Genomic DNA, 24,462 nt, shown 5'->3' on the forward strand with positions numbered 1-24,462 from the left:
TCTACAGCACGCGCAGGTTAATCGCACTCATTTTCGAGATAGTGTTGCGAGCGGCTGCTGTAGTCCCCAAACGCTGCATCTTCAAAGGTCTCGCAGGCTTCCGCAGTGTCGCCCAAGTTGAACTGCGACTCGGCAATGACAAAGTGAAACTTAGCAGCCGATGAGCGTCCGCCATCATGCAGGTTGAGCCCCTCTTGAGCCGCTGCAATGGCATCTTCGTAGTTCCCAAGCTCAAACAACGCCATGCCACGATAGAAAAACGCATTGGCATTAGGATCGACATATTCTTCGAGCGTATCCAAGGCATCGATTGCATCCCCGGGATTGTCGTTGCTAAGTGCCTGCGAGGCGCGCGAGATATACTCCTGGCGGATGCGTTCCGTTGTCATACCCACTGTGCGCTGATCACCGGTTTCCTCACCAACGCTAATGGCTTCCAGCATCATTTCAATGCCGTTTTCTTCATCTTCAAGGCGAAGGTAGCCGAGCCCTTTGCCGTAATAGAAGTAGGCCTCATCCGGGGCAAACTCGATGCCCTTTTCAAAATGATAAACTACGTCTTCATTGCGCTCTTCTTCAATCGCGTTATTGCCTTGGGTGCGTGCGAGCTGAACCAACCGTTCACCAATTTGCTCTTGAACGCGTGATTGGTCTGCTTCGCCAGCAAGCCGGTGGGCTTCTTCCCATTGTGCATACGCAGTATCAAAGTCGCCCTGTTGGCGGGCTTGTTCGCCTTGTCCAAAGGCCTCTTCAATTTGGGCACGTAACTCATCGCCGCCTTCGCTTTGGGCGTGAGCAGGAAGAGCCATCAGGCCCGCAAGCAGCACAGCGGCTAAGCCATACGCCAGCACGCTGTTTAGCAGCGAGCGGGGAGCAGAAAAAGGAACAGAAGTAGTCATGGATACAGAAGTTCGTGAGTGGGATACAGCGGTGTCAGCGGGTTGTGTGGACAGCATGTTCATAGCGTCAGGCCTCCGGGTATGTTTCAGAAACACTTCAAGCAAGAAGCAGATGGTCGGTTTGAGTGTGTGAGACTTTTACTTAGTTTGACGCTTGGACGCGCTCGCGATATTCTTCGCTCGCATAAATGGCAACTTCTACGCGCCGGTTTTGCTGGCGGCCCTCGGCACGTTCATTAGAGGCCACCGGTTCCGTTTCGCCCCGTCCGACCTCGTTCATGCGTTCTGCTGCTATGCCTTGCTGGCGCAGGTACGCCGATGCCGCGTTAGCACGCCGTTCCGACAGGCCCTGATTGTAGGAGGCATCTCCTTGCGAATCGGTGTGGCCCACTATGAGCAGCTTCGCTTCTTCAAAGTCGTTGAGGCTCGCAGCTAATTCGTTAAGGTTGGTGCGCGCAGCGGGCCGCAGGTCAGACGAGTCAAAGTCAAATAGAATGCCTGTATCGAAGGTGACCTTAATCCCTTCTCCGACTCGTTCGACTTCAGCATCTTCCAACTCGGCCTCCAGTTCCTCCGCCTTTCGGTCCATGCGTTGTCCAATGATGGCCCCCGCCGTACCGCCGATAACGGCGCCAAGGATAGCCCCCTCGGCGGTTCCGCCGGCTGCGCGTCCAATGGCAGCTCCGGCAGCGCCTCCTGCTCCAGCGCCTACAATAGCCCCCTGCTCGGTGCGGCTCAGCGTTTCGCATCCTCCAAGTGTAAGGCCTGTAGCCAAGAGGAGAAGGGCCAACGGGAATGCAAGAAGTCGAGGAAGCGATTTCATAAGCGTCACGCTTAATGATGGCGGAAACAAAGGCGAAAGCGAAGGCACACGAAACGTAGGCCTCCAACAGCATCACCTGCTGGTAGAGAATACAAAAACAACCCACGTGCCAAACGAGCAAAAGGCGGCCTTGTGTGCTGAATCCGTCATAATGTGGGGGATGCAGGGGGCACCTCGTTCAGAATAATGTACACATTATGTCGTGTACCGCGGAGTTTGATTGAAAATTACTGGCATGCATGGTAGCAATCTGGTATTTATACAGTAGGTAGCTTGCATCCATACGGCGTTTGCACGGGAGTTACCCATTGCGTTTCGTTTGCTCCAGATACTATTGACGACACTGTTATTATGAAACTGATTATTCCTATGGCGGGCCGCGGCACACGCGTACGCCCGCATTCTCATGTCACACCGAAGCCGCTTCTATCTGTGCGCGGGATGTCTATCGTTGAACGAATCGTAGACACCTTTTCCGCGTCCATCGATGTATCTATTGATACGGGCGTGTTTGTGCTAGGGCCTGACTTTGGACAAGCGATTCGCGACCAGCTAACTGAGATTTGTGCCGCACACGATATGACCGCTGAGTTTGCGGTGCAAGAGCAGGCGCTGGGCACTGCCCATGCCGTTGGGTCTGCAGGGCATCATCTGGAAGGCAGCGGCATCGTTGTCTTTGCCGATACGCTTTTCGGCATGGATGACCAAACGGTGCTTGACCCCGACGCCGATGTGACCATGTGGGTGCGCGAGGTGGAGGATCCGAGTCGCTTTGGCGTAGCGGTACGCGAAGGCGAGCGCGTGGTGCGTCTCGTCGAAAAACCGGACGAACCGATCTCAAACGAAGCCATCATTGGGATCTATCACGTGCGCGACTTGGCGCGCTTGCATCAAGAAATTGAGTATCTCATCGAACACAACATCCGCGGCAAGGGCGATGAGTACCAACTCACCGATGCCTTCGATCGGATGCTCCAAGATGGGGCGGTGTTCAAAACTGCGTCGGTTGATGCGTGGATGGACTGCGGTACCATTCCGTCGCTCCTCGAAACCACGCAGCGTATGCTGAAGCGCGAGCCCGACGATGCCGTGCAGGGCACGGTAACCGATAGCGTAGTGCACGAACCAGTGTACATCGGTCCGGGAGCCACCGTTGAAAATGCGGTAGTGGGCCCCAACGTCTCTATTGAGGCTGGAGCCACGGTACGGGGCAGCGTGGTGCGCGACAGCATCCTCTTTGCCGAGTCCACCGTGGAAAACGCCGTTCTGGCTGATTCCATCGTAGGGCAGCACGCCACGGTCGATCCCGAGGCTTCCGTCGTTAACGTAGGCGACCACAGTTACGTGGGCCCCCGATCGTGACGACGATCAACCTGTAAAATCAAGGCGAGGTCGTCAAGCAGCAGGAGCCTCTGCGGTTTGCCCTCGTTGAGCATCAGCGGCTGGTGTCAGCATCGCCTGGCATCAGCCGTTGTGTGTTTGTTCGCTGTTTTGGAGAAGTGTTTAGCAGGATGCATACGTATCCCGATTCCATTGAAACGAAACTTGGCTTTGACGTGGTGCGCCGCCGCCTAAACGATTTGGTACGCGGGCCCCTGGGGCAAGAACGATTGTCGAAGATGAAGCCAGCCCGTTCGGCCGACTGGCTACATACCGAGTTGCAGCGCGTAGATGAGTATCAGCAGGCGCTGCGGTACGACAAAACGCCTCCGCTGCAGCATGTGCACGACCTGCGCGACACGCTGCGCAAAGCCCGCCCAACGGATGCGTATGTAGATGCCCAGGCGTTGCATGAGGTGCGTCAGGTGCTCGTTACAGGGCAGCGTCTGGCGCGCTACTGTGCCGATCGTAAGGCCGACTATCCTGCGCTGGCCAAAAGCGCACGTCGCCTCGCCCCGCTCGATGACCTCGAAGCCCATCTCGCATCCATCATCGACGATACCGGGTCGGTACGCGACGACGCCTCCGAAAATCTAATGCGCATCCGCCGCCAAATCCGCGAGCGTAAAAGCAACCTGCGCCAGACGCTCAACCGGGAGTTACGCAAGGCGGTGGGGAAGGGCTATGCCACCGAAGAGCAGCCGACCATTCGAGCCGGACGTATGGTTATTCCCATTCGGGCCGAGGCCAAGCGCAAGGTAGATGGCTTCATTCACGACAGTTCGTCGAGCGGGCAAACCGTGTACATCGAACCTGCAGCGTGTCTTTCGCTGAATAATGAGGTGCGCGAGCTGGAAGCCGACGAGCGTAACGAGATCAAGCGCATCTTGCGGGAAGCCACGGGGCATCTCCGCCATAACGCCGACGCCGTCGAGACGAATTTGCGTGTGCTGGCCCAGTTCGATCTGCTGCAAGCCAAAGCGCGCATGGCCAACGAGATTGATGCCCATGTGCCGCACCTGAACGATGACGGTTTCGTGTCACTGGCCGAGGCGCGCAATGCCGCATTGGTGTTGCACCGTCAGCATGCCGACACCCCCGAATCCGATGAGCCCGTGGTACCCCTCACCATCGAGTTGGGGCGCGACATCACCACGCTCGTGATTACCGGTCCGAACGCCGGTGGTAAGACGGTGGCGATGAAAACGGTCGGTCTCTGTTCGCTTATGGCGGCGTACGGATTGCCCATTCCAGCAGCGCCCCACAGCAATGTACCGCTTTGGTCGAAAGTCATTGTAGACATTGGCGATGAGCAGTCAATTGAAGATGACCTTTCTACGTTTAGTTCGCATGTGGCCAACCTGCGTCACATGATGCAAAACGCTACACCTAACACATTGGTCTTGATTGATGAGGCCGGAACGGGTACAGATCCTGAAGCAGGCGGCGCGCTGGCTCAGGCCTTGCTTGAGCGACTGACAGAGGTAGGCGTGCGCACCATTGCAACTACCCATCACGGTGCGCTGAAAGCGTATGCCTACGAGGCAGAGGGGGTCGAGAATGGATCCATGGTGTTTGACCAGGAGACACTGGCTCCTACGTATCAGTATCAGCAAGGGGTGCCGGGGTCGTCGTATGCGTTTGAGATTGCCGAGCGGATGGGCCTCGACCGTTCGTTGCTCGACCGAGCACGCACTCTGGCAGGCGAGCAAATGGCCGCACTAGAGGACCTGGTGAAGACGTTCGAGACGCGGACGCAGGCCCTCGAAAAACGGCTGCGTGAAGCCGAGGAAGCCGAGCGGCGCGCCCAGGCCGAGCGAGAGCGCTTAACTCAAAAACGCCAAACCATTGATAAAAAGCGCGAGGAATATCGCCAGCAGGCGCTCGAAGAGGCCGAACGGATTGTCAACGAAGCCAATGCCCGCGTGGAGCGCACCATCCGCGAAATCAAAGAGGCCGAGGCCGAGCGCGAGGCGACTAAAGCGGCGCGTGAACGGCTAGAGGAGTACAAGACCGAGGTGCATAAACGAGGCGAAGAGGCTCGTAAGGCAGAACAAGATGCTCGGGAGGGTCCTGAAGGAACAGATTCCGGCACACAAAAATCCACCACCCGCAAGAGCAAGCCCTCCCCGGCAGGGCCTATCGAAGAAGGCGACCAGGTGGTGGTCGATGATGGATCGACCGAGGTAGAGGTGCTAGAGCTTGAAAATGGCGAGGCGCTCGTTGGGGCGGGCCCCATGCACATGCGCGTTCCCGTGCAGCGTCTCACCAAAGTAGGCGGCCCGAAGGATGCCGATGCCTCTACAGGAAGTGGATACACCACATCGATGGAGTCGCTGCAGGCCTCACATCGCATTGACCTGCGGGGTGAACGGGTCGAGGAAGCGCTGCAGCGTACCCAGCACTTTGTGGATGATGCCGTAGCAGCTCAGCTGAACACGGTTGAGATTCTGCACGGCAAAGGCACCGGAGCGCTGCGCGAAGCCATTCACGATCATCTGAGGCAGCGTCCCGATGTGGCCCACTTCGACATTGCGCCCATTGAGGAAGGGGGAGCGGGTGTCACGCACGTCACGCTTGCGGCATAGAAGGCAAAAGAGTCTCCTAACTATGGTGGAGATTGCAACATTGTATTGAAAGACGGGCGGTGGTGGCTAAATCGTTTCATTGTTGCCACACAAAAAAGGCACTCTCGTCATAGATTTTGGTTCAGTAGAGACACACGTCCCCCAGCGTGTTGCGGCGATCCGGTGCAGACCTGCAATACCGGTGCACGCCCTTTGCACTCTCGTTTTCACCGAATCGACGATAAATCGCCATGATGAAAGATGCCCAATCCCCACGGATCTTAGTTGTTGAAGATAACGAAGAGCTAAGCACGAGTCTCGTGCTCTATCTGGAGTCGAAGGACTACGACGTAACGCTGGCCACCGATGGTGAGTCGGGACGTGAGAAAGCGGTGGCGCTTCCGGGCTATGATCTGATTATCTTGGATGCGAAGCTCCCCGACCGCGATGGTTTTGCTGTGCTTCGACAAGCACGTGCTGAAGGCGTGCAAACGCCTGTCTTGATGCTTACGGGGCTCGGTGGGCACGAGCACAAGATGGAAGGCTTTCAGTCGGGGGCCGACGATTACCTGACCAAGCCATTTGCCACGGAAGAACTGATGGCTCGCATCGAGGTGCTGCTCCGCCGTGAAGCACAAGCCTCCGAGGAAGGCGGTGTGTTTGAGGTGGGCGGTCTGACTGTCGACCTGGATGGGCAGTCGGTTGTGAAGAGCAGTAGCGGCGAGCCTGTAAAGCTTACCGACCTGGAGTATGCCCTGCTAGAGTACCTCATCCGCCGTCGTGGACGTACGGCTACCCGTGAGCAGATTCTGCGCGATGTGTGGAATCTGCCCGCCGAGGTCGAAACGCGCACGATCGACCGCCATGTGAATGCCTTGCGTGACGCTATGGAAGGCGACGACGAATCGAACTGGGCCATTCGAAGCGTGTACGGCATTGGCTATAAGCTGATTGGCGCCACCCGCGTGGAACCGCCCGCCGACGAAGACACCCCTGATGCCTCCGATGCGGCGGTGTCATCGTCGAGCGATCGAGATGTGCAAGCCCATGTGTAGCACACAGAACACAAACCGCGAATAGATGCCTTCCCCTTGGCAGAGCAGCCTCATCTGTCAAGGGGAACGTGTGTTTGTGGGGCGCTGTCGCACCTGAATGATAAGGTGTGGGGACCGCAGTGTTTTCTTCTTCGAACCCCCTCTCCCTTATTCCGCTTCGCTCCATCAGTCGCCCTCCGGGCTCGTGTCGGGTTTCTCCCCCTTGGCCAAGGGGGAGATGTCCACAACCTGAGATGGTGATAATCGTTGATGATCGCTTGCCTGTCCTGAACTCGATTCAGGATCCACTCGCCCGAGCAAACGCCCAGGTGGGTTCTTCAGGTGGGTTCTTTTTGTGGGGTCCAACAGTCTCTCATTGAACAGACGGTGGGGAAGTCAAATCTCCCATTAACGAAATATCAGAAAGAAAGTTATGTGTAAGGACTAGCCTTAGCCAAGGGGGGAGATCTCCACAGGATCACGCCTGCGGCGAAGCTCGGAGACAGAGGGGGTTTGAGCGGTTTTGCGATGATGTAAACCACATGTCAATCAATTAACATTGAACCGCTGCCTTCTAATCGTCATTCGAGTCGTCGAAGCGGTAGCCAATGCCGTATACCGTCTCGATGTACGTTGGGGCCGAGGGATCGGGCTCGATCTTTTTGCGGACCGAGGCCATGTGGCGGTCAATCGTCCGTGTAATGATGTTCTCGTCGATGCCCCACACGTCGCGTAGCAGTTGTTTGCGCGTTACGGTGCGGCCTTTGTGCTGAATTAGGTAGCGCAGAATGTCGAACTCCAGTGCAGTAAAGCTGATCTCTTCATCGCCTCGGAAAGCCTCGTGCGTGGTGAAGTTGACCTCCACATCTCCGACTTCATACACATCCATGGGCGCTTCTGAGGGCGGCATGGTACGCTGCATCACCGCCTTGACGCGGGCAGCCAACTCTTCTACATTGAATGGTTTGGTGACATAATCATCAGCGCCGAGCCCGAAGCCCTTAAGCTTTGATTCTTGTTCGCCCCGCGCTGTAATCATAAGTACAGGTGCACTAAAGCCCATCTCGTGTGATTCCTCCAACACCTGAAACCCATCCTTTTTGGGGAGCATCACATCAAGCAAGACCACATCGCATTGATCCATCGACTTCATCTTAGCCAGCGCCTGTTCGCCATCTGAGGCCGTTTCAACATCAAACTCTTGCATGTCAAAGTAATCGCGCAAACCCATGAGGATGTCTTCATCATCCTCAACAATAAGCATCTGGTAGGTGCGTTCGGTCGTTTTAGCCATAATAGCAGGGGGGCAGGTTCGGGGAGTAGCAGGAATGAGAGCGGATAGAAACCGACAGTACAGCTAACAAATATACGAAAACAAACGCAGCATCCAAATCATATGGGGCGTCCTCACTTCATCATAACACACCGTTACGACCTTGTTGCGCTGCCTCTTGTCTCGGGGGCGCATCATTCAGTGGGGACGGCGCGTGTGTAGGGCTGCCACGCTTTTTCTCTTCACCAAACCACGTGCTTGTATGACTGAGACGGCTCACGACTTTCTGTTTGATCTGCTCGATACGCCCAGCCCAACCGGATTCGAAACCGAAGGACAACGCGTGTGGATGCGCTACGTGTCCGACTTTGCCGACACGGTAGATTCAGATGCTTATGGCACGGCCTGGGCCACGGTTGATGCCGCCAATGATGAGGCGCCGCGATTGGTTCTTGATGCGCATGTCGATGAAATTGGGTACATGGTGCGTCATGTCACCGACAATGGATTCTTGCATGTAAACCGTATTGGCGGCTCTGATCGGGCGATTGCGCGGGGACAGCGGGTGCGCATTCTGGGCGATAAGGGGGAAGTGCAGGGTGTTGTAGGCAACACGGCTATTCACCTGCGCGACCGTAAAGACGAGTCGATTCCGAAGGTACACGAGCTGTTCATCGACATCGGTGCCGATAGTGCAGACGCCGTTGCCGAACGAGGCGTGCGGGTAGGCCATCCGATGGTGTGCGACGTAAGCCCAACGCATCTCACAGACACACGCATCACAGGGCGGGCGATTGATAACCGGCTAGGTGGATTCATCATGGCCGAGGTGCTCCGTCGCCTTTCTGAGCAAGATACGCCTCCGCCGTGGACGTGCATTGCGACCAACTCGGTCCAAGAAGAAATTGGCGGGCACGGTGCCAAAATGATTACGCACCGTCTACAACCGGATGCAGCAGTGGCCTTCGATGTAACCCATGCGACCGACTCCCCGGGTATTAGCGCTACTCAACATGGAAGCGTGAAAATGGGCAAGGGGCCAACCGTAACGCATGGCACGTCAAATCACCCCCAGGTCGTACAGCGGCTTATGCAGGCTGCCGACACCCACGAGATTGCACTGCAGCATGAGCCGTCGAGCCGACGCACCGGAACCGATACCGACAGCATCTTCCGGGTACGAGCGGGCGTTCCCAGTGCGCTCGTTTCAGTGCCGCTGCGCTACATGCACTCAACGGTAGAGGTGGTAGATACCGACGACGTAGCACAGTGCATTGACTGGTTGGTGGCCTTTATCAACGACCTGAGCCCCGACACCACATTCGGGAGCGGGTTGGATACGCAGTAGCGCTTGGATGGATTGAGCACCTACATGCTTCTTGTAAGACACCACCACGGTTTGCTATGACTTGCTCTCGTGTGGCGGTGATCGTGCCCACGCTTAATGAAGCGTCGCATATTGCGGATACGCTTCGGGCGCTGCATGAGCTGCCGCATCCGCCCATTGAATGCATTGTGGCTGATGGCGGATCTACCGATGCCACCCGTGTGCACGCCAAACCGTATGCAACGGTGGTGCAGAGTGCTCGAAAAGGGCGGGCGCAGCAGATGAATGCCGGGGCACGTGTTGCTACGGCCCCGGTTCTGTTTTTTCTGCATGCCGATACGAAGATTCCTGCTGCCACGTGGCGCGTGATGCATCGCGTTTTGGCAGAGCCGACGGTAGAAGCCGGGACATTCCGATTGCGTTTTGACCGTTCCACCCCATTGCTTCGGTTTTACGCGATGTGGACGCGCCTGCCATGGTGGGGGCTGGCGTTTGGAGATCGCGGGTTGTTTGTACGACGGGCTGTGTTTGACGCCCTGCAGGGCTTTCGACAGATCCCTATTTTTGAGGATTTGGATATGGCCTACCGGTTGGTACAACGGGAGGGCTTTCGGTTTGTGCAGGAACCGGTGGTTACATCGGCTCGTCGGTTTCGCGCAACAGGGCCTGTGTGGCAGCAGGTGCACAATCTATCGCTATGGAGTCGCTACATGATAGGGGCGCCGCCGGAGCAACTGGCCGATGCCTATCCGTACAACGCACATGTGCGAGACGCGTAGTTCTCTGTCACACCTGAAAGGTATGGTACAGAGATCGTGCTAAACTCTGTCTCCCAGCCCCCTCCCCAAAAACCTGTCATGGTGAGCGAAGGCCGACGGAGGAGGCCCATGTAGCCGCCGAATCGCATTCGGTGGAACCATCTCCTCGGCGTTCAGCAGCTTAGGGTCGAGTGGGCAGCCTTCCTTATCTCGCTGTCATCCCGACGCCTCCGCCGGAGGGATCTCAACACCCACCGTCAGCTCATCTGACACCGCGCACAAGAAACCATCCCGCTCTCCTTCAAAGAGAACACGCGGAAACAGAAGGACGCAGAGCGTCCGCATTCCGTCGCGACGCGGAGGGGCCGTAGGTCATGCCTGTTGTGCATCGCGACGAGGATTCAAGGAGAGGGGCTCGGTACGTTAGGGGCACATGCGTTACCCGAAGATTGACGTGTGGCACAGCAGTAGTGGCCCTTCTTCATCATTGACAGGGCAACGCAGCGTAATACGACGATTTGGACCGGTAACCGTATCTACCGATAATAGCCCTGCTCTTCGTCGCGCACGCGCACCACTTCTTTGACTTCTTCCTCGTCGAGCTGCCCCTGACTCATACGGTCGAGCAGGGTTGCGATTTGATCTTCCTTGGTGGGGGCTTGGCGCCACTCCGGGTGGGCCTGTTCCACCAAACTAACCAGGATGCGCAGGTAGGGGTACCGTTCTTCGGGCGTTTCCAGATCAGCAACGGCACGTGAGAAGAGTTCAGCATTGCGGCCAACCTGGCGGTCAACCATCTTTTCGGTATAGCGCATGAGGACAAACGGTGCAAAAAGGAATACAAAGACGTGACTTATGTAAAGCGGAACGAGCCGCATTAGTGGGTAGACAAGCCCTACGCATGAATTGTGTGGTGTGTTGCACGGCATCGGCAATGAATCTCGACTGCTTAGGCTCCGTTAGTATCATCCCTCTCATAACCAATGCGTTGCTATGAGTACGCAGTCGAGTGAGCACACAAGTTCGTATCGGTTAGAGCTGTTGCCGGTCGTTCCGGCCTTTCATCGGCGGGCCTTGCGCGACAAGCAGTTTCGCAAAGGACAGTTGGTGTATTATGGACCCCATCCTACGTTCTATGGAATTGGCGAGGTGAAACGCACAAACGGTCCGAACATCGCGGTTGACTTTCGGGGGACGGGTACGTTTGACGTACACGAAGAGATCATGGATGAGCGGTATCTCATTCGCATCCCACAAGAGAAGTTAGACAAACTGTAGTGGGTTCGGGTACGGTCAGTTCTGTGACAGATCTACGTTGAAGGTAAACCCCCCGTTTACCGATGTGAACGAGGAGGTGCGGCTGTCGCCGTCTAGCATCTCATACTCCAGAATAAAGGAAGCGCGTACGCGGTTACCTAGATCGTAGCGAATTTCTGGGGTGATACGTACGCGTGTTGTTTCTGTCTGTACGGATACGTTATCGCTCCGCAGGGCATCGGAGATGCTGTAGTCGGGGTCGGCAGCAGCATCGTTGATAGCGCTAGAAAGCGAAAACCGCTGGTCATTGCGCACTTCAAGGCTTCCTTGCAGCCGAAGCGTCAAATCGTTTTCGAGTCGTCCAACCGAGATGAGTGGCAGTTCAAACCCTTGCGTTCTATAATTGACGTTCAGTTGAATCTCATTTGTGCGACTTTCTTCAATGTTGAGGTTCGACGTGCTTAGGAAGATAGACGTGGTGCGGTTAAACGAAATGCCCGTGCTTACGTCATTCGTCCACGACATGTCGATTCCGATAAGCGGTCGAAACGAGCGCTCCAAGTTTGTCTGGCGGAATTCGAAGTCGGAGCGTGTGTAGCTAATGGGCGATCCCACTGATACCGACGTGGTGTCGCCGGCGCTGTCGAGAGAGCGAAAGCCTGAGCTGAACGTGCCGGTGTAGCTGTGTTCGAGGGTTGCACTTCGGGCTACGCTGCGTATCAGGGGCCAGTCGCTTATGCCGGAGTACGAGATGTTCCAGTTGGGGAGGGGGAACGGTAAGAATCCATTGCTGCCCAGCGTGCCAAGGCTGTTGAGGTAGGCCCGGCGCGTGTCGCGAGCTACACTGGCATTGGTGAGGGGGACGTTTTCTGCATCGAAGACAGTGCCTGGGGCGGCGTCTTGCGCGTCACGAAGCCGGTCGAGCTGTTCGGAGACTAAATTTTCGTAGCTTCCAAAGACCCAGGCACTTACCGTGTTCGTTCCAGACTCAGTAAGGCGTGGAGCTAAGTTATCGGTTGGGAATCCGTCGTCATCGAGTTCAGGGAAAAGGTCGGTGGTTTCTTCTTCGGTCCACTGTACATTCCAGTTCAGGTTCACCTGCAGCGACGGGCTTAGTCGCATGCCTGTACGGGCATCAATTTGATCGGAGTCGGTTAGTCGATTGGAGGTAACCGTACTCAGTTCGTCGTTGATCAGGCGGCGATCGTTGCTAATCGAGCGCGAGAAGCCAAAACGATACCCCAGGCCAGGGCCCTCGCCCCTTAGCGCGTCAAGAAGCGTGTAGGGGCGCTCGGGTGAATCAGCGCCTTCCGGCAGGGTGCCGATGTTGTTGAGCGTGGTCTGGCGGTTGGCGGTGTAGCTAAACGAGAGCGGGTCCATATCGATCACAGCGAGCGCTAATCGGCGGCCAATCGTAACCGGATTGGGCAGCGGCAGGTCAGAGAACGAAGGGCCGTCGTCTTCCTCATCATCGTTCTCGGAGTCGTTTTCATTGTCTCCATTTGCGTCCTCCTCATCCGGTGTACGCGTGTCGCGGCCTTCGCGCGCGGCCTGATCGGCTGCGCGCATCCGATCGACAAAGTCAAATCGATTCCATACCCGGCCAGGGTCAAGGGTTAGTCCGCTGCGGAGTTGGACGTTGTTTTGGGCTGTGGCGCCCAGGTTGGTGCCTTCATCGGCATTGCGCCAGGTGAAGTCAGCGCGGTATGCAATGTCTTCCAGGCGAACCCAGTCGAAGGCGTCTCCTTCAAGCAGGGCGGGGCGTAGGGTGCTGTTGAAGGTTTGGGTGTACTGGCTGGTGCGGGGGCTAGCCCCGTCTAAGAGTTCACGAAGCACATTACCTTCAGAGCGAGGGCGCAGGCGTTCTTCCGAAAACACGAGACCCGCGTTTTGTTCTTCTTCGGTAATGTCGCCATCTTCGAGCGCCTGTTCCTCCGTTTTTCCAGCAATGGTGCGTTCAATGGTTGTTTGGGTTGAGTCGGTTACGAGCACGGTGCGCTCGGTTTCGCGCCCAATGTCGTCGAGGTTTTGCTCGGTATTTGTGCTAAAGCTGGTCGTAAGAAACGAGAACGGATTGTACTGCAGCGAAATGCCGCGGGTATGTGTAAAGCGATGATTTTCGCGGAAAGGGTTATCGATACGGTCTGGCAGGCGTGTTTCAGCAGGGCGCAGGTCCGTAGGGCGTGCACGTTGCTCGGAGAACGACCGTCGGGCACTGGTATTGAAAGAGGCCGACTCGGGGATGTAATTCCACTCCAGGCGTCCTAGCCGTCCTAAAATCGGAATGTCTTCCAAGAAGGGAAGCGGGCGTATGGTGCGTTCGCGTCCAAAGGATGTGTTATAGTCGAAGGCGCTTGACCATTGCCAGGAGTTGTCAAGGCGTTGGCGCGGACTGCGGCCTTCGCTATCGCTGTAGCTGATGTTGAATGAGAGCGCGTCAATGGTGTAGCGAAGCAAACGCGACTCGGACCCGCTTTTATCGAGGCTGAAGGTGAGCGACCGGTTGAGGTTAAAAGTTTGTACCGAGGTGCGCAGGCTGTCGCGGGCCTGGCTGCGTTGGCTATCGGTAAGGGATGGATCCTCATCGATTTGGGCTTCAATTTCGCCAATCTGTACATCCCCCCGGTTGGGGTCGAACCGAGGGGTAGACGTGTTCGACCGCATTTCAAGGGTGAGGGGCATGCGCCACCCATGACGGGCCGGGAGGAAGCGATCCATGTTCATGTCGGTTCGTACCGACCAGTTTTCGCTATCGCCCTGTTCGCGTTCAGTGAGCGTGCTGGAGAGCGACCCGAAGCCGTCGGTTTGGCGGTTGAAGCGGGCGCTTACGCGGCCAAAGTCGGCCAGGTCAATGTCGGCCTCCCCAAGGGCTGCCCAGCCGCCCTCTTCGTCGTACCCTGACACACGCAGTTCATCAACCCAAAGCGTAACTTCGTTAAGCGGGCGATTGTCTTCTCCTTTATGACGTACTCCAATTACGACATTGTTTACGGCATTGAGCGACGGGTTCCCCTTAATGTTAAGCCGGGTGCCATCGGGCGAGTCGGGCGTAGGGACAAGAACGGTTCCGTCCTCATCCACATTTGTGAACACCGAATCCATGGAAGCACCAGCGGCGTCGCGCGTGACTTTGAGTTGGTTGAGCGCAGACACCGGCACATTCATTTCGTTCTCTTGGGGCCACAGTTCAGTACGGCTGTTGGTGCCATCGGGAATGCGGCTGGCCGTAAGTGGTTGTTCGTACTCGTAGTAGTCGTCGGTTTCGTTGCTTCCAAATCGAACAAATAGACGAGCGTTGTCCTCAATCAAGTCGCGCTCGATTCGAGAAGAGCTGCTGCCGTGGATGTGGGCATACATGCGAATGTTGCTATACCGAAGCAAGTCGAGCCCCTGCGAGTAGCTTTGAAACACACCACGTTGGGTGTTGGGCGTGAGGTCGCTGACAGACACCACCATCGACTGTTCACGGGCGAGCTGCTGGGCACCGCGGCTGGTGCGGTCGCGTCCGATAATGGCGCCAAGCGGTGGAATGTACGTTGGGTTCTCTTCATTATTAATGCTGGATACGCGTAGTTCAGCAGGCCCTTCAACGAGTGTGTCTTCTGCGGCGACCCGTTCGGAGGCGCGCCACTGGCTCCCCACAAGTTCAAACTCGGCCATGCGGAGCGTCATGGGGACCTCGTGGCCTCGCGTCCATAGGCGCATGGCTTCAATCCGATTGAAGTCGTCGATGTCGCCAACGCGGCGTGTGTAATCGCGCACGGGAACGCGAATTTTGTACCATCCATCGCCGACCTCGCCCACCACAAAGTTGTTCGTATTCTCGGGGCGCGCTTGCTCGTCGAGCTCGCTGCGGCTAAGTGGGATTTCGTATTCGTAGTAGTTGTTGTCGAGGTTGACGCTACCTGTGAAGCTAAGGTCTTCGGTATCGGGCGACCGAGAGCGGCCTCGCGCTTCAGATACATTTTCGGCCAGGCGACTCTGAGCCTCGAAGGTGTTGAGTTCAAGCCCCGAAAAATACCGGCTGAAGCGTTGTTGCAGCGTGGCACCTTCTGGGTAGAGCTCACGCGGGAAAAAGTCGGGGTCTTCAAAAAAGATATTATTGCCGTAGAAGTGGTAGTTGTCGCCCGAGGGGTCGGCCTGTGCGCGTGCAATTTCGGCATCTAGGCGCAGGCGTTGGTCGTTGCTAAGACCGGCGCGGTTGACATTTTCGATCGCCTCCAGAAAGTCTTGGAACTGGTATTCCTCGGTCCATTCAATAGGGTAGTTGCCCTGATGCGACGAAACGAGCCCGTCGAGCCCCAGGTCTTGCGTGCAGTCGCTCGTTACGTTGACGGTGCCGTCTTGCTGACCGGTGGGGCGGCGCGTCCATTCGTCGAAGCGTACGTTACTTTCGAAGTCGCACGAGAGGCCGTCTTCGGTGTTGAGGCGTCGGTTGGGAATGATATCTTCTGAGATGCTGCCCAAGTTTAGGTAGAGTGTGGCGTCGCGTCCGGCCTCTTCCTGGTTGTTTTCGGCGTACGGTTTGATGATGAACTCGACAAACTCCACATTCTGCAGGCTGAAGTCGGTAAAGCCTTCGGGGAGACGGCGCATCATGCCGCCCCACACGTCGCGGGGGGAGCGGATGAATTCGTCGAGTGCTCGGTTGTAGTTGTATGGCCCGCGCTCCCACGGACTAAAGTGCAGGTCGAGGGTGCGCACCGTGGGGTCTACTTCACCGCGCGTGTCGCGCTCGGGAAAGACATCTTGCGTTTCAACGAGTTCTGTGGCTTCGGGATTGCCGCGCACGGTAGAACGGCCGGCCACGCGGTCGCGGTTGTTGGCGTTGAGCTGGTACCAGCCCAGCATGCCTCGCCAGTTAGAGCGTAGGGAGTCATCAACGGCAGAGGGAGAGTCGGAGCTTTCGGGGAAAAGCGGAGGGGAGGAGATAATCCACTCATCGGGCTGCTGGCGAAGCGAGAAGGTGTTGCGAAAGCCCTCAAAGTCATCAATGAATGAAACGCCGCCTAGCTCATCAGGCGCAAAGTCGAGGCCGGCGCTTTGCAGGTCGTCGCGGGCACGGTCAAACGCATCTGTGCGAGCGTGGCCAGGGCGGAGCTGTGCGAACTCTCCAGAGAGCGAGATGCGGCTATCGGCCCGTGTCTGGATAAACGGCAGTGCATCTACGCCCCGCGTAAGCCAGTCGGGTTCGATCTCAAAGGAGCCATCGAGTCCCCAAATGGTATTTTGGATGGGCTCCTCGCCAACGCGAAACTTGTCGATGGGGGCGCGTTCGCTAAGACGCATCACGGTAGCGCCCAGCGAAAGCCGGTCGCGCACGCGGTAGTCGGCTCGGGTGCCCAGCAGTGTTTTTTGCTGAATCTGAGCCAGTGTGTTTTGCTCATAGTTGATCTCAACATCGCGCCCGGCCGTTAAGTAGGTGGGGTTTGTAATGTTTACTGTGCCGCCTTGATAGTCGACTACATAGTCTACGCCCTCTTGCAGACGAGTGCCGCCTGATCGCACCTCCACCGACCCCTCGACCAGTCCAGCAAAGGCGTCCAGGTCGAAAAACTCCTGCACTGTGCCTTGCAGTTCGCCTCGAATGCGGAAGCGATCGCGTCCGGTGTTTTCATTGCGCGCGGTTTCGCGCTTCTGTCTGTACATTTCGCGGAAGGCAATCTCTTCGGCCTCGGCCGCGGGATTTCCGCTTTCAATGGCCGCATCCACAATGCGCTGGCCGAAGGGTTCCACATACGGAAAGAGAAGCAGGCCCTCAGAGGGGTCAATGGTAATTCCAGGAACGAAGTCAAACTCGTTATTGGGCTGCAGGGCCCCGCTGCTGTTGCGTCGGTCGAGCCCAAGCACCTGCATCAAAGGCGTTTGGCCTGCAATTGCAGGGATGGTGTTGGTTGCACTTTGCCCCGACGGCTCGTACTCAATGTCCACCTCAAAATTGTCGGCGGTAAAGCCGCGCCCTTGCAGAGGATAGATATTGCGCATCTGCAAGTACCAGGCTGCCGGATTGGATTGGGCTCCTGGTTGAGTGGGGTTGGCCGGACGCAGCATTTTGAGGGCCAGTCGGTCGGCATCCAGGCCAGCTCCTGCGCCCCCACTGTCGCCCGAGAGGTCGCCTACTTGCACGGTGGGCGCGCCCTGTCGCCGATACCGGTAGCTTACGGCCAGTGCTTCGTTCGACCGTAAGCTTTGGCTAAGCGAAATGTAGCCGAGGTCTTCGTTTAGCTGGTAATCGCGCCCTTCCTCTAAGCGCCGAAACGAGCCGGTCTGGAAATCCTGCTCGTTTAGCGTGTTGGTAAGCTGATCGGTTAGGATCGACGAAGGCGTGCTGGTGTCTCCATCGCGCAGGGCGTCAAGAATCGAGGCGTCGTATTGGTCGTTATCGGGGGAGGGAAGCACCGGGTCGGTGAACTCATCCGCGAGGTCGAGCACGGCGGTTGGCTCGCCCAGATCGACCATTGCCACGCCACGGCGCACGTTTTGAGCATCGGGGTCGGGCGAGGTTTCAAGGCGCCACACCTCAATATCGCTAATGCGGTCGAAGTTGTCGAACTTGGTAATGGTGCGTGGATCGTCGAGTGCGTCTTCCCAGCGGTTGCGGAAGTAGTAGCTAAGGAAGAAGTGTTTGTCTTCGTCGTAGTCCGTTGTTTTGAGATCAAACTCGGTGCGTTCGGCGCCGCCCTCAATAGAGAGCGAATTGCTTTGGCCGTCTTGCTGGCTTGCTACTGCTGTTAAGTTGAGGTTGCCAACCTGAAACTCGCTCTTGATGCCAAAAAGGCTTTGCCCGCCCCGAATGAGTGACGACGGGGTGCGGAGCGATACGTTACCGGCCTCCACCCGCTGTACGATTTCATCCTCGTATCCGGTGTAGACGATGCTGACTTCGTTCTGGTACTCGAAGGGATTATCGGTATCCCAGTCTACGTCGATTTGGAGTTTGTCGCCAACGGTGCCGGTAATTCCCAGGCGCAGGTCTTGTTTGAAGTCCGGGTCGAGTTGGCCGGCGTTTCCAGTTGTGGCGGCGCGTTCGTCGCTGCTGCGGTAGTTGAAGCCGGCGTCGATATCGGCATTGCCTACGATGCGTAGATCAACTTCGGGAGATCCGAAAATGGTGGAGAAAGCACTGGCTTCTCCACCCGGAACCGAAATGTTGAGGCCGAGGGCTTGGCGGTCTTGTGCGGCGCGGCGCTGCTGCTCTTGGGCAAGGTCGCGCCAGTTCTCGCGTTGGTTGGCAGCATATCGTTGACGGCGGTACGTGTCGGACGAGAGGCGGTAGCTGCGCTCATTGGGGGCGGTAGCGCGGTACGATTCGGCATCGGTGCCAAAGGAGAGCGTATCGAGTTCAACGTCGGGGGGCGGCGTGTGCGCATCCAGGAAAGGAATGGAGCGGGCAAACAGCGACGAGGTTTTCCATACGCGGTTGCGCAGTGCACGCGTGGTGATGGCGACCGAGGTGGTGTCTACAAGAAGGGAGTCAGGAGCTATGCCAAGAGGGTCGAGAGGGGCCGGTACGGTGTCGTTGGTATCGAGAGGGGCATCGAGGGCGTGGTCGTTATCGAACTGGAAGCGCGGGCGCTCTTCGGTGGTGTCCGCGGCGAGTGGTTGGGCGGACACAGATTGGGGGTCGGCACTACGCGAAGTCTCCCCCGGATTAGTGGGCGATCCAACAATGCTCCACGCCGCAACCAGGGCGAGAGACGTTAGGCCTGAAAGCGACACGGGCATCCAAGGCCAGTACAGCAGAGGTATGTTAGAAAAGGGGCGCAACGGCACAGGTACAAATGCAGCAAAAGCAGATTACGACACGCTGCGGGCACAGCACGTGCAGGGGTCCACGCTAAGAGCAGTAGCAGTACAGGCCGATACGCATAGGTTGGTTGATGCCGAAAACCAGTGACTGAAGGAGACACGACGCCCACACTGGCGCAGACGTTCCTGAAACGAGGGACCGGACTCTTACAATGTAACAACTGTGTTCCTCGAAGGCAAGCCTCCTGAGTGGCTTTATTTGTGCGTGGATACAGCCGCCTCTGTGGAAGAACAGGTGGTAGTGGATAGACGCTAAATGATAAGGTGGTTGGATACCGCAGTTTTGTCTTGTTCGAACCCCCTCTCCCTACGGGTTTCTCCCCCTTAGCCAAGGGGGAGATGTCCACAGGATCACGCCTGCGGCGAAGCTCGAAGACAGAGGGGGTTTGAGCGTGTTGCGATGATGTAACCACATGTCAATCACTTAATACCTTACCGCTACCGAACAGATTTTTGAAATGTTGCCCGTGGTGTTCTAAGGTTGTGCCACGATGCTCAGTCAGCAAATGGTATCGGTTTTTGGGCTATGCTGTGGTCGTGTCCATCGGCTGCTTATCCGTAATATCGACGTAGCCATCGTACCAGGTTTCTTGGATGTCAAGCCCGTATTTGGCCAGGGCCTTGCAATATTCATCTTTGGGAAGAATGGCCTCGGGGACATCGGCACCGCCTTCGGCCATGTGGTTGCGGCGTGCAATCATCTTGGCAACGACAACGGTAGGCAGGCTTGTGCAATGCATCATGGCGGTGATCTCGTGGTCTTTGTCGTACCGCTCGATCATTTCATAGATAAGCGTTTTAGGCTCTCCGTTCTTTTCGCCCTGCACCATGACGCGCATCAGAACGGCGTCTTCGTAATCGCCACTTAAGTGGTCGCGCATGCGGCGGACAAGCAGGTCGCGGTACGTGAGGTGGGTACGCACACCAATTTTGCGGTTTTCGCCAAAGCCCAAGCCGATGACGAAGCGCATTTGGTGCGCATGACCGGGCCAGCGAATGGTTTTGTGATCGAAGTGCTCAAGCTTCCCCGTGAGGGATTCCGTTAGCGTCGAAAGGCCGCCTTGCGTGCAAAACGCCTCCATGTGACCAAACGGATCGCCAAAGTGAATGGTCTCATCATTGGAGAGCGAATCAACTTCGACGAGCGCGCCCTCTTTGATGTGCTGGGCAGGCCGGGTGTAATCGTCGAGGATGCGCTCGGCAGACCACGAGATACGGAAGTTGAACGGCGGTTGCGGGTGTAGCGGCACATCTCCCACACGGATGGCGGCAGCGGTGGGCCGATCAAACGCCTCCAGGCCGCGCATGGTGAGTACGTTTACAAGGCCGGGGGCAAGCCCACAGTTGGGCACGATCCAAACCGCCTTTTCGCGGGCGCGTTCGTGCAAGTCGAGTTCTTGCTGTACCAGGTCTTCATTGCCTCCCAGGTCGCAAAAGTTGATTCCCAGGTCGAGACAGAGTTCGGCCAGGTCGGGATTGAGTTCAGAGGGGGCTCCGCTAATCACACAGTCGCTGTCGCGCACGATTTGCGAGAGGACGCCCAGGTCGCGCGCATCCACCTGAAAGGAGCGCAGTGTGCTGTTGGGTTCGACAGAGTCGTGGAGCGTTTGAAGTGCACGCGAGCGCGTGTCGCATACCTGCACCTGACTGACGTCGTCGTGGCGGCACAGTTCACGAACAACCGCCGATCCGATAGCACCAGCGCCAATGACAGTAATAACCATGAGTTCGGGGGAGAAAAAGTAAGCAGAGCTATACAGCCCCGCGCCCTTCAAGAGCACGGGCAAGTGTGGCCTCGTCGGCATACTCAAGGTCGCCACCAATAGGCAAGCCACGGGCGATGCGCGTTAGCGTTATGTCAAACGGCTCTAGCAGTTGCGCAATGTAATAGGCCGTTGTGTCGCCTTCTACGTTCGGGTTAACCGCCAGAATAATCTCCTCCACAGGCACTTCGTTGGGAAGCTCTTCAGAAGATGTATCGGCTCCAGAATCATCATCAGGTTCAGGCGATGGAGCGCCGTTGGAGGCGTCTTCGGGGCCCGAAAACGACGGATCGATGCGTGCCGCTAACGACCGGATGTTCAGGTCGTCGGGGCCTACGCCGTCAAGCGGCGAAATTACCCCGCCCAACACGTGGTACAATCCGTTATAGTCGCCGGTGCGTTCGATGGCGAGCAAGTCGCTCGACTTTTCAACCACGCAGATGGTCGAACGGTCGCGTCGGTGCGATGCGCAAATGGGGCAGGGATCCTGATCGGTGACCACGTGGCAGGTTGAGCATTGCAAGACCTGGTCTTTCACCGCAAGCAACGCTTCGGCAATGGCCTCCACATCTTCGCGAGGCATTTTGAGCACGTGATTGGTGAGGCGCTGAGCCGTCTTGCGTCCAATTGTGGGAAGCGTAGCAAACTGCTCTACCAGCGCCTCTACCGATTCGGATGTAAACTGCATAAGATGTATAGAGGGAAGAAGCGGTCATGGACAGGCACACCGCACCCAGGGGAGATGGACGAGCCCTACGGACTCGCCCTTCCCCAAAACGTAGCGCAGTGCGTGTATGCGTTACAAGCCCAGTTGACTGGGGTCCATGCCAGGAGGCAACATGCCGCCCATGGAGCTTTTCATTTCTTGCTGGGCCATTTCGCCCGCCTCTTCAAGCGCCTTGTTTACACCAGCAATGACGAGGTCTTCAAGCAGTTCAAGGTCGTCGGGGTCTACCGCGTCCGGCTCAATCTCGATGGCCGTGATTTGCTGGTTGCCATTGGCCGTGACTTTCACCATGCCGCCGCCTGCTTCGGAAGTGACTGTTTTCTGGGCGAGCTCTTCTTGAGCCTGCGACATCTTCTTTTGCATGTCCATCATTTTCTTGAACATGTCGCCCATGTTGGGTCCACCGTTAGCCATAATCGTGTATTCAGTTGGTCAACAGAAAGAAACAGAGCACGGAAGGCCGTGCCGTTGCAATATCGGGAATGCAACGTGTAATTGGGGCATGTCGATCCGAGCAGCCTGCCCGATGAGCCGTTTTACCACACGGGTTCGGCCCCAAACATGGTGAAAAGGTCGTTGAGGCCGTCGTATTTTTCGCGCAGTTGCTTGATCTGGGTGCGTGGGTCGGATGGGGTTGCGTCTGATTCCGCTGAGGGTTCAGGCGCACGCACTTCAAGCGCAATGCGGTCGATTGCATCGTGGAGTTCATTGGGGAGCCGGTTGAGTAGCACCTCCTGGTTGTCGCGCAGCGTATCTCGATGCAGGCGTTTGGGTACAGCAAGGTGGAGGGTGCCGCGGTTGCACCGCAGCGGATCGGCGTCGTTAAGCAGACTGCCCAGGTTCATGCCGGTTTGCTTCACAGCTTTCACGTACTGCGGCCACGTTTGTTGGAGGGTTGCCATAACGCGATCGCCCGAGGCATCCGGTGCTCCAGCGGTGGCATAGGCACTGGCGTCGGCATTCTCTGTAATCGCGTTCGTGGGGGCTCCATCGCCGCCAGAGGGGTCGTCATCGTCGTCGGAGAGGGCAGGGGAGCCGAACAGGTCGAGGTAGCCCGTTTCGGTTTCGGAGCCCGAGGGGTTCGGGGTTGGTTCAGCAGGGGCCTCAGATGGATCTGCAGCAGAAGGGATAGGAGCGTCGGCTTCCGGCTCCTCCGATTCGGGGAGCTCCTCATCGGAATCCGAGGCGTCGGTGGATGCTGAAGCAGGGGTCTCCTCTTCCTCTACGTCAGGTGTCGTTTGCGGGGGCGTGGCGGCTGCCTCGGGGCTGTCATCGTCTTCGCTCGCTTCGCCCGTTGCATTCGGTGGCGCGGAGGCGGGAGCTGAAGGGGTGGGGGCTTCAGGCGGTTCGCTGTGTGAGTCGGGGGCAGGAGGCCCGGGGTCGGGTTCTTTGGAGGCCGCCGGTGAAGTGGCAGAAGCCGTAGCCGATGCCTTCGGAGTGGAGGGGGCCGCTGCTTCAGGGTCAGATGGCGGGGAAGATTCCGATCCGTCGGGCGAAGAGGGAGCGGGTGAGGTGGGCAGCGTGCCGTCCTGTGCATGTTGGGCCAGCGTATCCAACTGAGCTAATGCTTTTTGCACGTCGCCTGCGCGGGAGAGGTGCGCCATGTTGAGTAGCGCCAGTTCGAGCTTGAGGCGCGGCTGGCTGCTTTGCTTGACGTCGGTTTCGGCTTCGCCCACGATCATGAGGAGGCGCAGCAGGTCGGCTTCGCTGAAGCGGTTGCTGCTTTCTACGTAGCGCGGACGCGCGGATTCGGCGATGTCGGAGAGCGCTTCGGGACCCAGTGTGTGCGCCACGAGCAGATGGCGAAGGTGCTCGGTGAGTCCGGCCAGGAATTCTTGCAGGTCGTAGCCCGTGCTCATCACGTGCTGTACCAGTTTGAGCACGCCGCCGCTGTCGTTGTTGGCCACATGGTCAACCAGTTGAAAGAACAGGTCGCGGTCCACCACGCCGAGCGCCTGGGCGAGTTCGCTGTAGGTGAGATTCTCGCCACAGAGCGAAACAGCCTGGTCGAAGGCGGAGAGGGCATCGCGTAGGGCGCCATCGCCTTTGCGGGCGATGAGCATGAGCGACTCTTCGTCGGCGGTGATGCCTTCGTTCTCGCAGATGTGCTGCAGCCGGGTTACGATGCGAGGCACGGGGATGCGCCGAAAGTCGAACCGCTGACAGCGCGATAGGATGGTGGGCAGCACTTTGTGCGGCTCGGTGGTGGCAAAGATGAACAGCACGTGCGGCGGCGGCTCTTCGAGGGTTTTCAGCAGCGCGTTAAACGCCTGGTTCGAGAGCATGTGCACCTCGTCAATGATGTACACCTTCTTTTGGCTGCCCTGCGGAGGGATGCGCACCGACTCGCGCAGCTCTCGGATGTCGTCGACTTTGTTGTTGGAGGCGGCATCAATCTCAAAGATGTTGAGGCTGCGCCCGTCCTCGAACGACTGGCACGAGTCGCAGGTGCGGCACGGCTCGGCGTTGTCGGGACGCTCCTCCAGCGGCGTTTCGCAGTTGATGGCTTTGGCCAGGATGCGCGCTGCGGTGGTTTTGCCCACGCCGCGCGGTCCGCTAAAGAGATACGCGTGAGCCAGCCGGTCGAGCCGGATTGCGTTTTTGAGCGTGTCGGCCACGTGGTCCTGGGCTACCAGGTCCGAGAACACCGCCGGGCGGTACTTGCGGGCAGTAACAAGATAGCGGTCGGCCATAGCGTGGGCGGGGCGGCAAACAAAAGCAGCAACGAGAAGGACAGGACGGTGCAATATACGGGCTGCACAACATGCCGTCAACCCGTGTACGAGTCAATGAGGGCGGCGTTGCGCGGTGGAGGTGGATGGGTTTGCTTGCATGTCAGTCTGCG

At 57.5% G+C, this 24,462-nt stretch carries 15 protein-coding genes; 6 read left to right on the forward strand and 9 right to left on the reverse strand.

The genetic code is table 11. The features are described 5' to 3' along the window. Positions 1 to 17: 17 nt before the first annotated feature. Entirely contained in the window at positions 18 to 899 is an 882-nt protein-coding gene (locus ACZ5AL_RS00645) for a tetratricopeptide repeat protein (protein ID WP_464511482.1), read from the reverse strand. A gap of 142 nt (positions 900 to 1,041) precedes the next feature. After that, positions 1,042 to 1,722, reverse strand: a complete 681-nt coding sequence (locus ACZ5AL_RS00650) for a YiaD family glycine zipper/OmpA-like lipoprotein (RefSeq protein WP_464511483.1) — start codon at positions 1,720 to 1,722, stop codon at positions 1,042 to 1,044. A gap of 351 nt (positions 1,723 to 2,073) precedes the next feature. Between ACZ5AL_RS00650 and ACZ5AL_RS00655 the strand changes: the two genes are divergently transcribed. From ACZ5AL_RS00655 to ACZ5AL_RS00665, 3 genes are all read left to right on the forward strand, one after another. Next, positions 2,074 to 3,084 carry a sugar phosphate nucleotidyltransferase gene (locus ACZ5AL_RS00655; protein WP_464511484.1) on the forward strand — a complete coding sequence of 337 codons (1,011 nt, stop codon included), beginning with the start codon at positions 2,074 to 2,076 and terminating at the stop codon, positions 3,082 to 3,084. 149 nt (positions 3,085 to 3,233) lie between these two features. Further along, positions 3,234 to 5,690 carry an endonuclease MutS2 gene (locus ACZ5AL_RS00660; protein ID WP_464511486.1) on the forward strand — a complete coding sequence of 819 codons (2,457 nt, stop codon included), beginning with the start codon at positions 3,234 to 3,236 and terminating at the stop codon, positions 5,688 to 5,690. A 230-nt stretch (positions 5,691 to 5,920) separates the two neighbouring features. After that, a complete protein-coding gene (locus tag ACZ5AL_RS00665; protein WP_464511488.1) occupies positions 5,921 to 6,724 on the forward strand; it encodes a response regulator transcription factor in 804 nt (267 codons plus the stop codon). A gap of 553 nt (positions 6,725 to 7,277) precedes the next feature. Here ACZ5AL_RS00665 and ACZ5AL_RS00670 read toward each other — a convergent pair. Further along, a complete protein-coding gene (locus ACZ5AL_RS00670; protein ID WP_464511489.1) occupies positions 7,278 to 7,997 on the reverse strand; it encodes a response regulator transcription factor in 720 nt (239 codons plus the stop codon). Between the two features lie 241 nt (positions 7,998 to 8,238). Here ACZ5AL_RS00670 and ACZ5AL_RS00675 point away from each other — a divergent pair, with 241 nt between their 5' ends. After that, on the forward strand, positions 8,239 to 9,324 hold the full coding sequence (locus ACZ5AL_RS00675) for a M42 family metallopeptidase (protein ID WP_464511490.1): 1,086 nt from the start codon (positions 8,239 to 8,241) through the stop codon (positions 9,322 to 9,324). A gap of 56 nt (positions 9,325 to 9,380) precedes the next feature. Further along, complete coding sequence (locus ACZ5AL_RS00680) at positions 9,381 to 10,082, forward strand: TIGR04283 family arsenosugar biosynthesis glycosyltransferase (RefSeq protein ID WP_464511492.1); 702 nt, start codon at positions 9,381 to 9,383, stop codon at positions 10,080 to 10,082. Between the two features lie 515 nt (positions 10,083 to 10,597). Here the strand turns inward: ACZ5AL_RS00680 and ACZ5AL_RS00685 are convergent. Next, on the reverse strand, positions 10,598 to 10,876 hold the full coding sequence (locus ACZ5AL_RS00685) for a DUF4290 domain-containing protein (RefSeq protein ID WP_464511493.1): 279 nt from the start codon (positions 10,874 to 10,876) through the stop codon (positions 10,598 to 10,600). Between the two features lie 178 nt (positions 10,877 to 11,054). Between ACZ5AL_RS00685 and ACZ5AL_RS00690 the strand changes: the two genes are divergently transcribed. Then, entirely contained in the window at positions 11,055 to 11,339 is a 285-nt protein-coding gene (locus ACZ5AL_RS00690) for a hypothetical protein (protein ID WP_464511495.1), read from the forward strand. 15 nt (positions 11,340 to 11,354) lie between these two features. Here ACZ5AL_RS00690 and sov read toward each other — a convergent pair whose 3' ends face one another. The 5 genes from sov to dnaX form a co-directional block, all read right to left on the reverse strand. Further along, on the reverse strand, positions 11,355 to 18,932 hold the full coding sequence (gene sov, locus ACZ5AL_RS00695; RefSeq protein ID WP_464511496.1) for a T9SS outer membrane translocon Sov/SprA: 7,578 nt from the start codon (positions 18,930 to 18,932) through the stop codon (positions 11,355 to 11,357). A gap of 719 nt (positions 18,933 to 19,651) precedes the next feature. Next, entirely contained in the window at positions 19,652 to 20,851 is a 1,200-nt protein-coding gene (locus tag ACZ5AL_RS00700; protein ID WP_464511498.1) for a saccharopine dehydrogenase family protein, read from the reverse strand. 28 nt (positions 20,852 to 20,879) lie between these two features. Next, positions 20,880 to 21,578, reverse strand: a complete 699-nt coding sequence (locus ACZ5AL_RS00705) for a recombination mediator RecR (RefSeq protein ID WP_464511499.1) — start codon at positions 21,576 to 21,578, stop codon at positions 20,880 to 20,882. A 111-nt stretch (positions 21,579 to 21,689) separates the two neighbouring features. Continuing rightward, positions 21,690 to 22,031 carry a YbaB/EbfC family nucleoid-associated protein gene (locus ACZ5AL_RS00710; RefSeq protein WP_464511500.1) on the reverse strand — a complete coding sequence of 114 codons (342 nt, stop codon included), beginning with the start codon at positions 22,029 to 22,031 and terminating at the stop codon, positions 21,690 to 21,692. Positions 22,032 to 22,153: 122 nt separating this feature from the next. Then, positions 22,154 to 24,310, reverse strand: a complete 2,157-nt coding sequence (dnaX, locus tag ACZ5AL_RS00715; RefSeq protein ID WP_464511502.1) for a DNA polymerase III subunit gamma/tau — start codon at positions 24,308 to 24,310, stop codon at positions 22,154 to 22,156. Between the last annotated feature and the right edge of the window lie 152 nt (positions 24,311 to 24,462).

This window comes from Natronotalea proteinilytica (genome assembly GCF_055379935.1).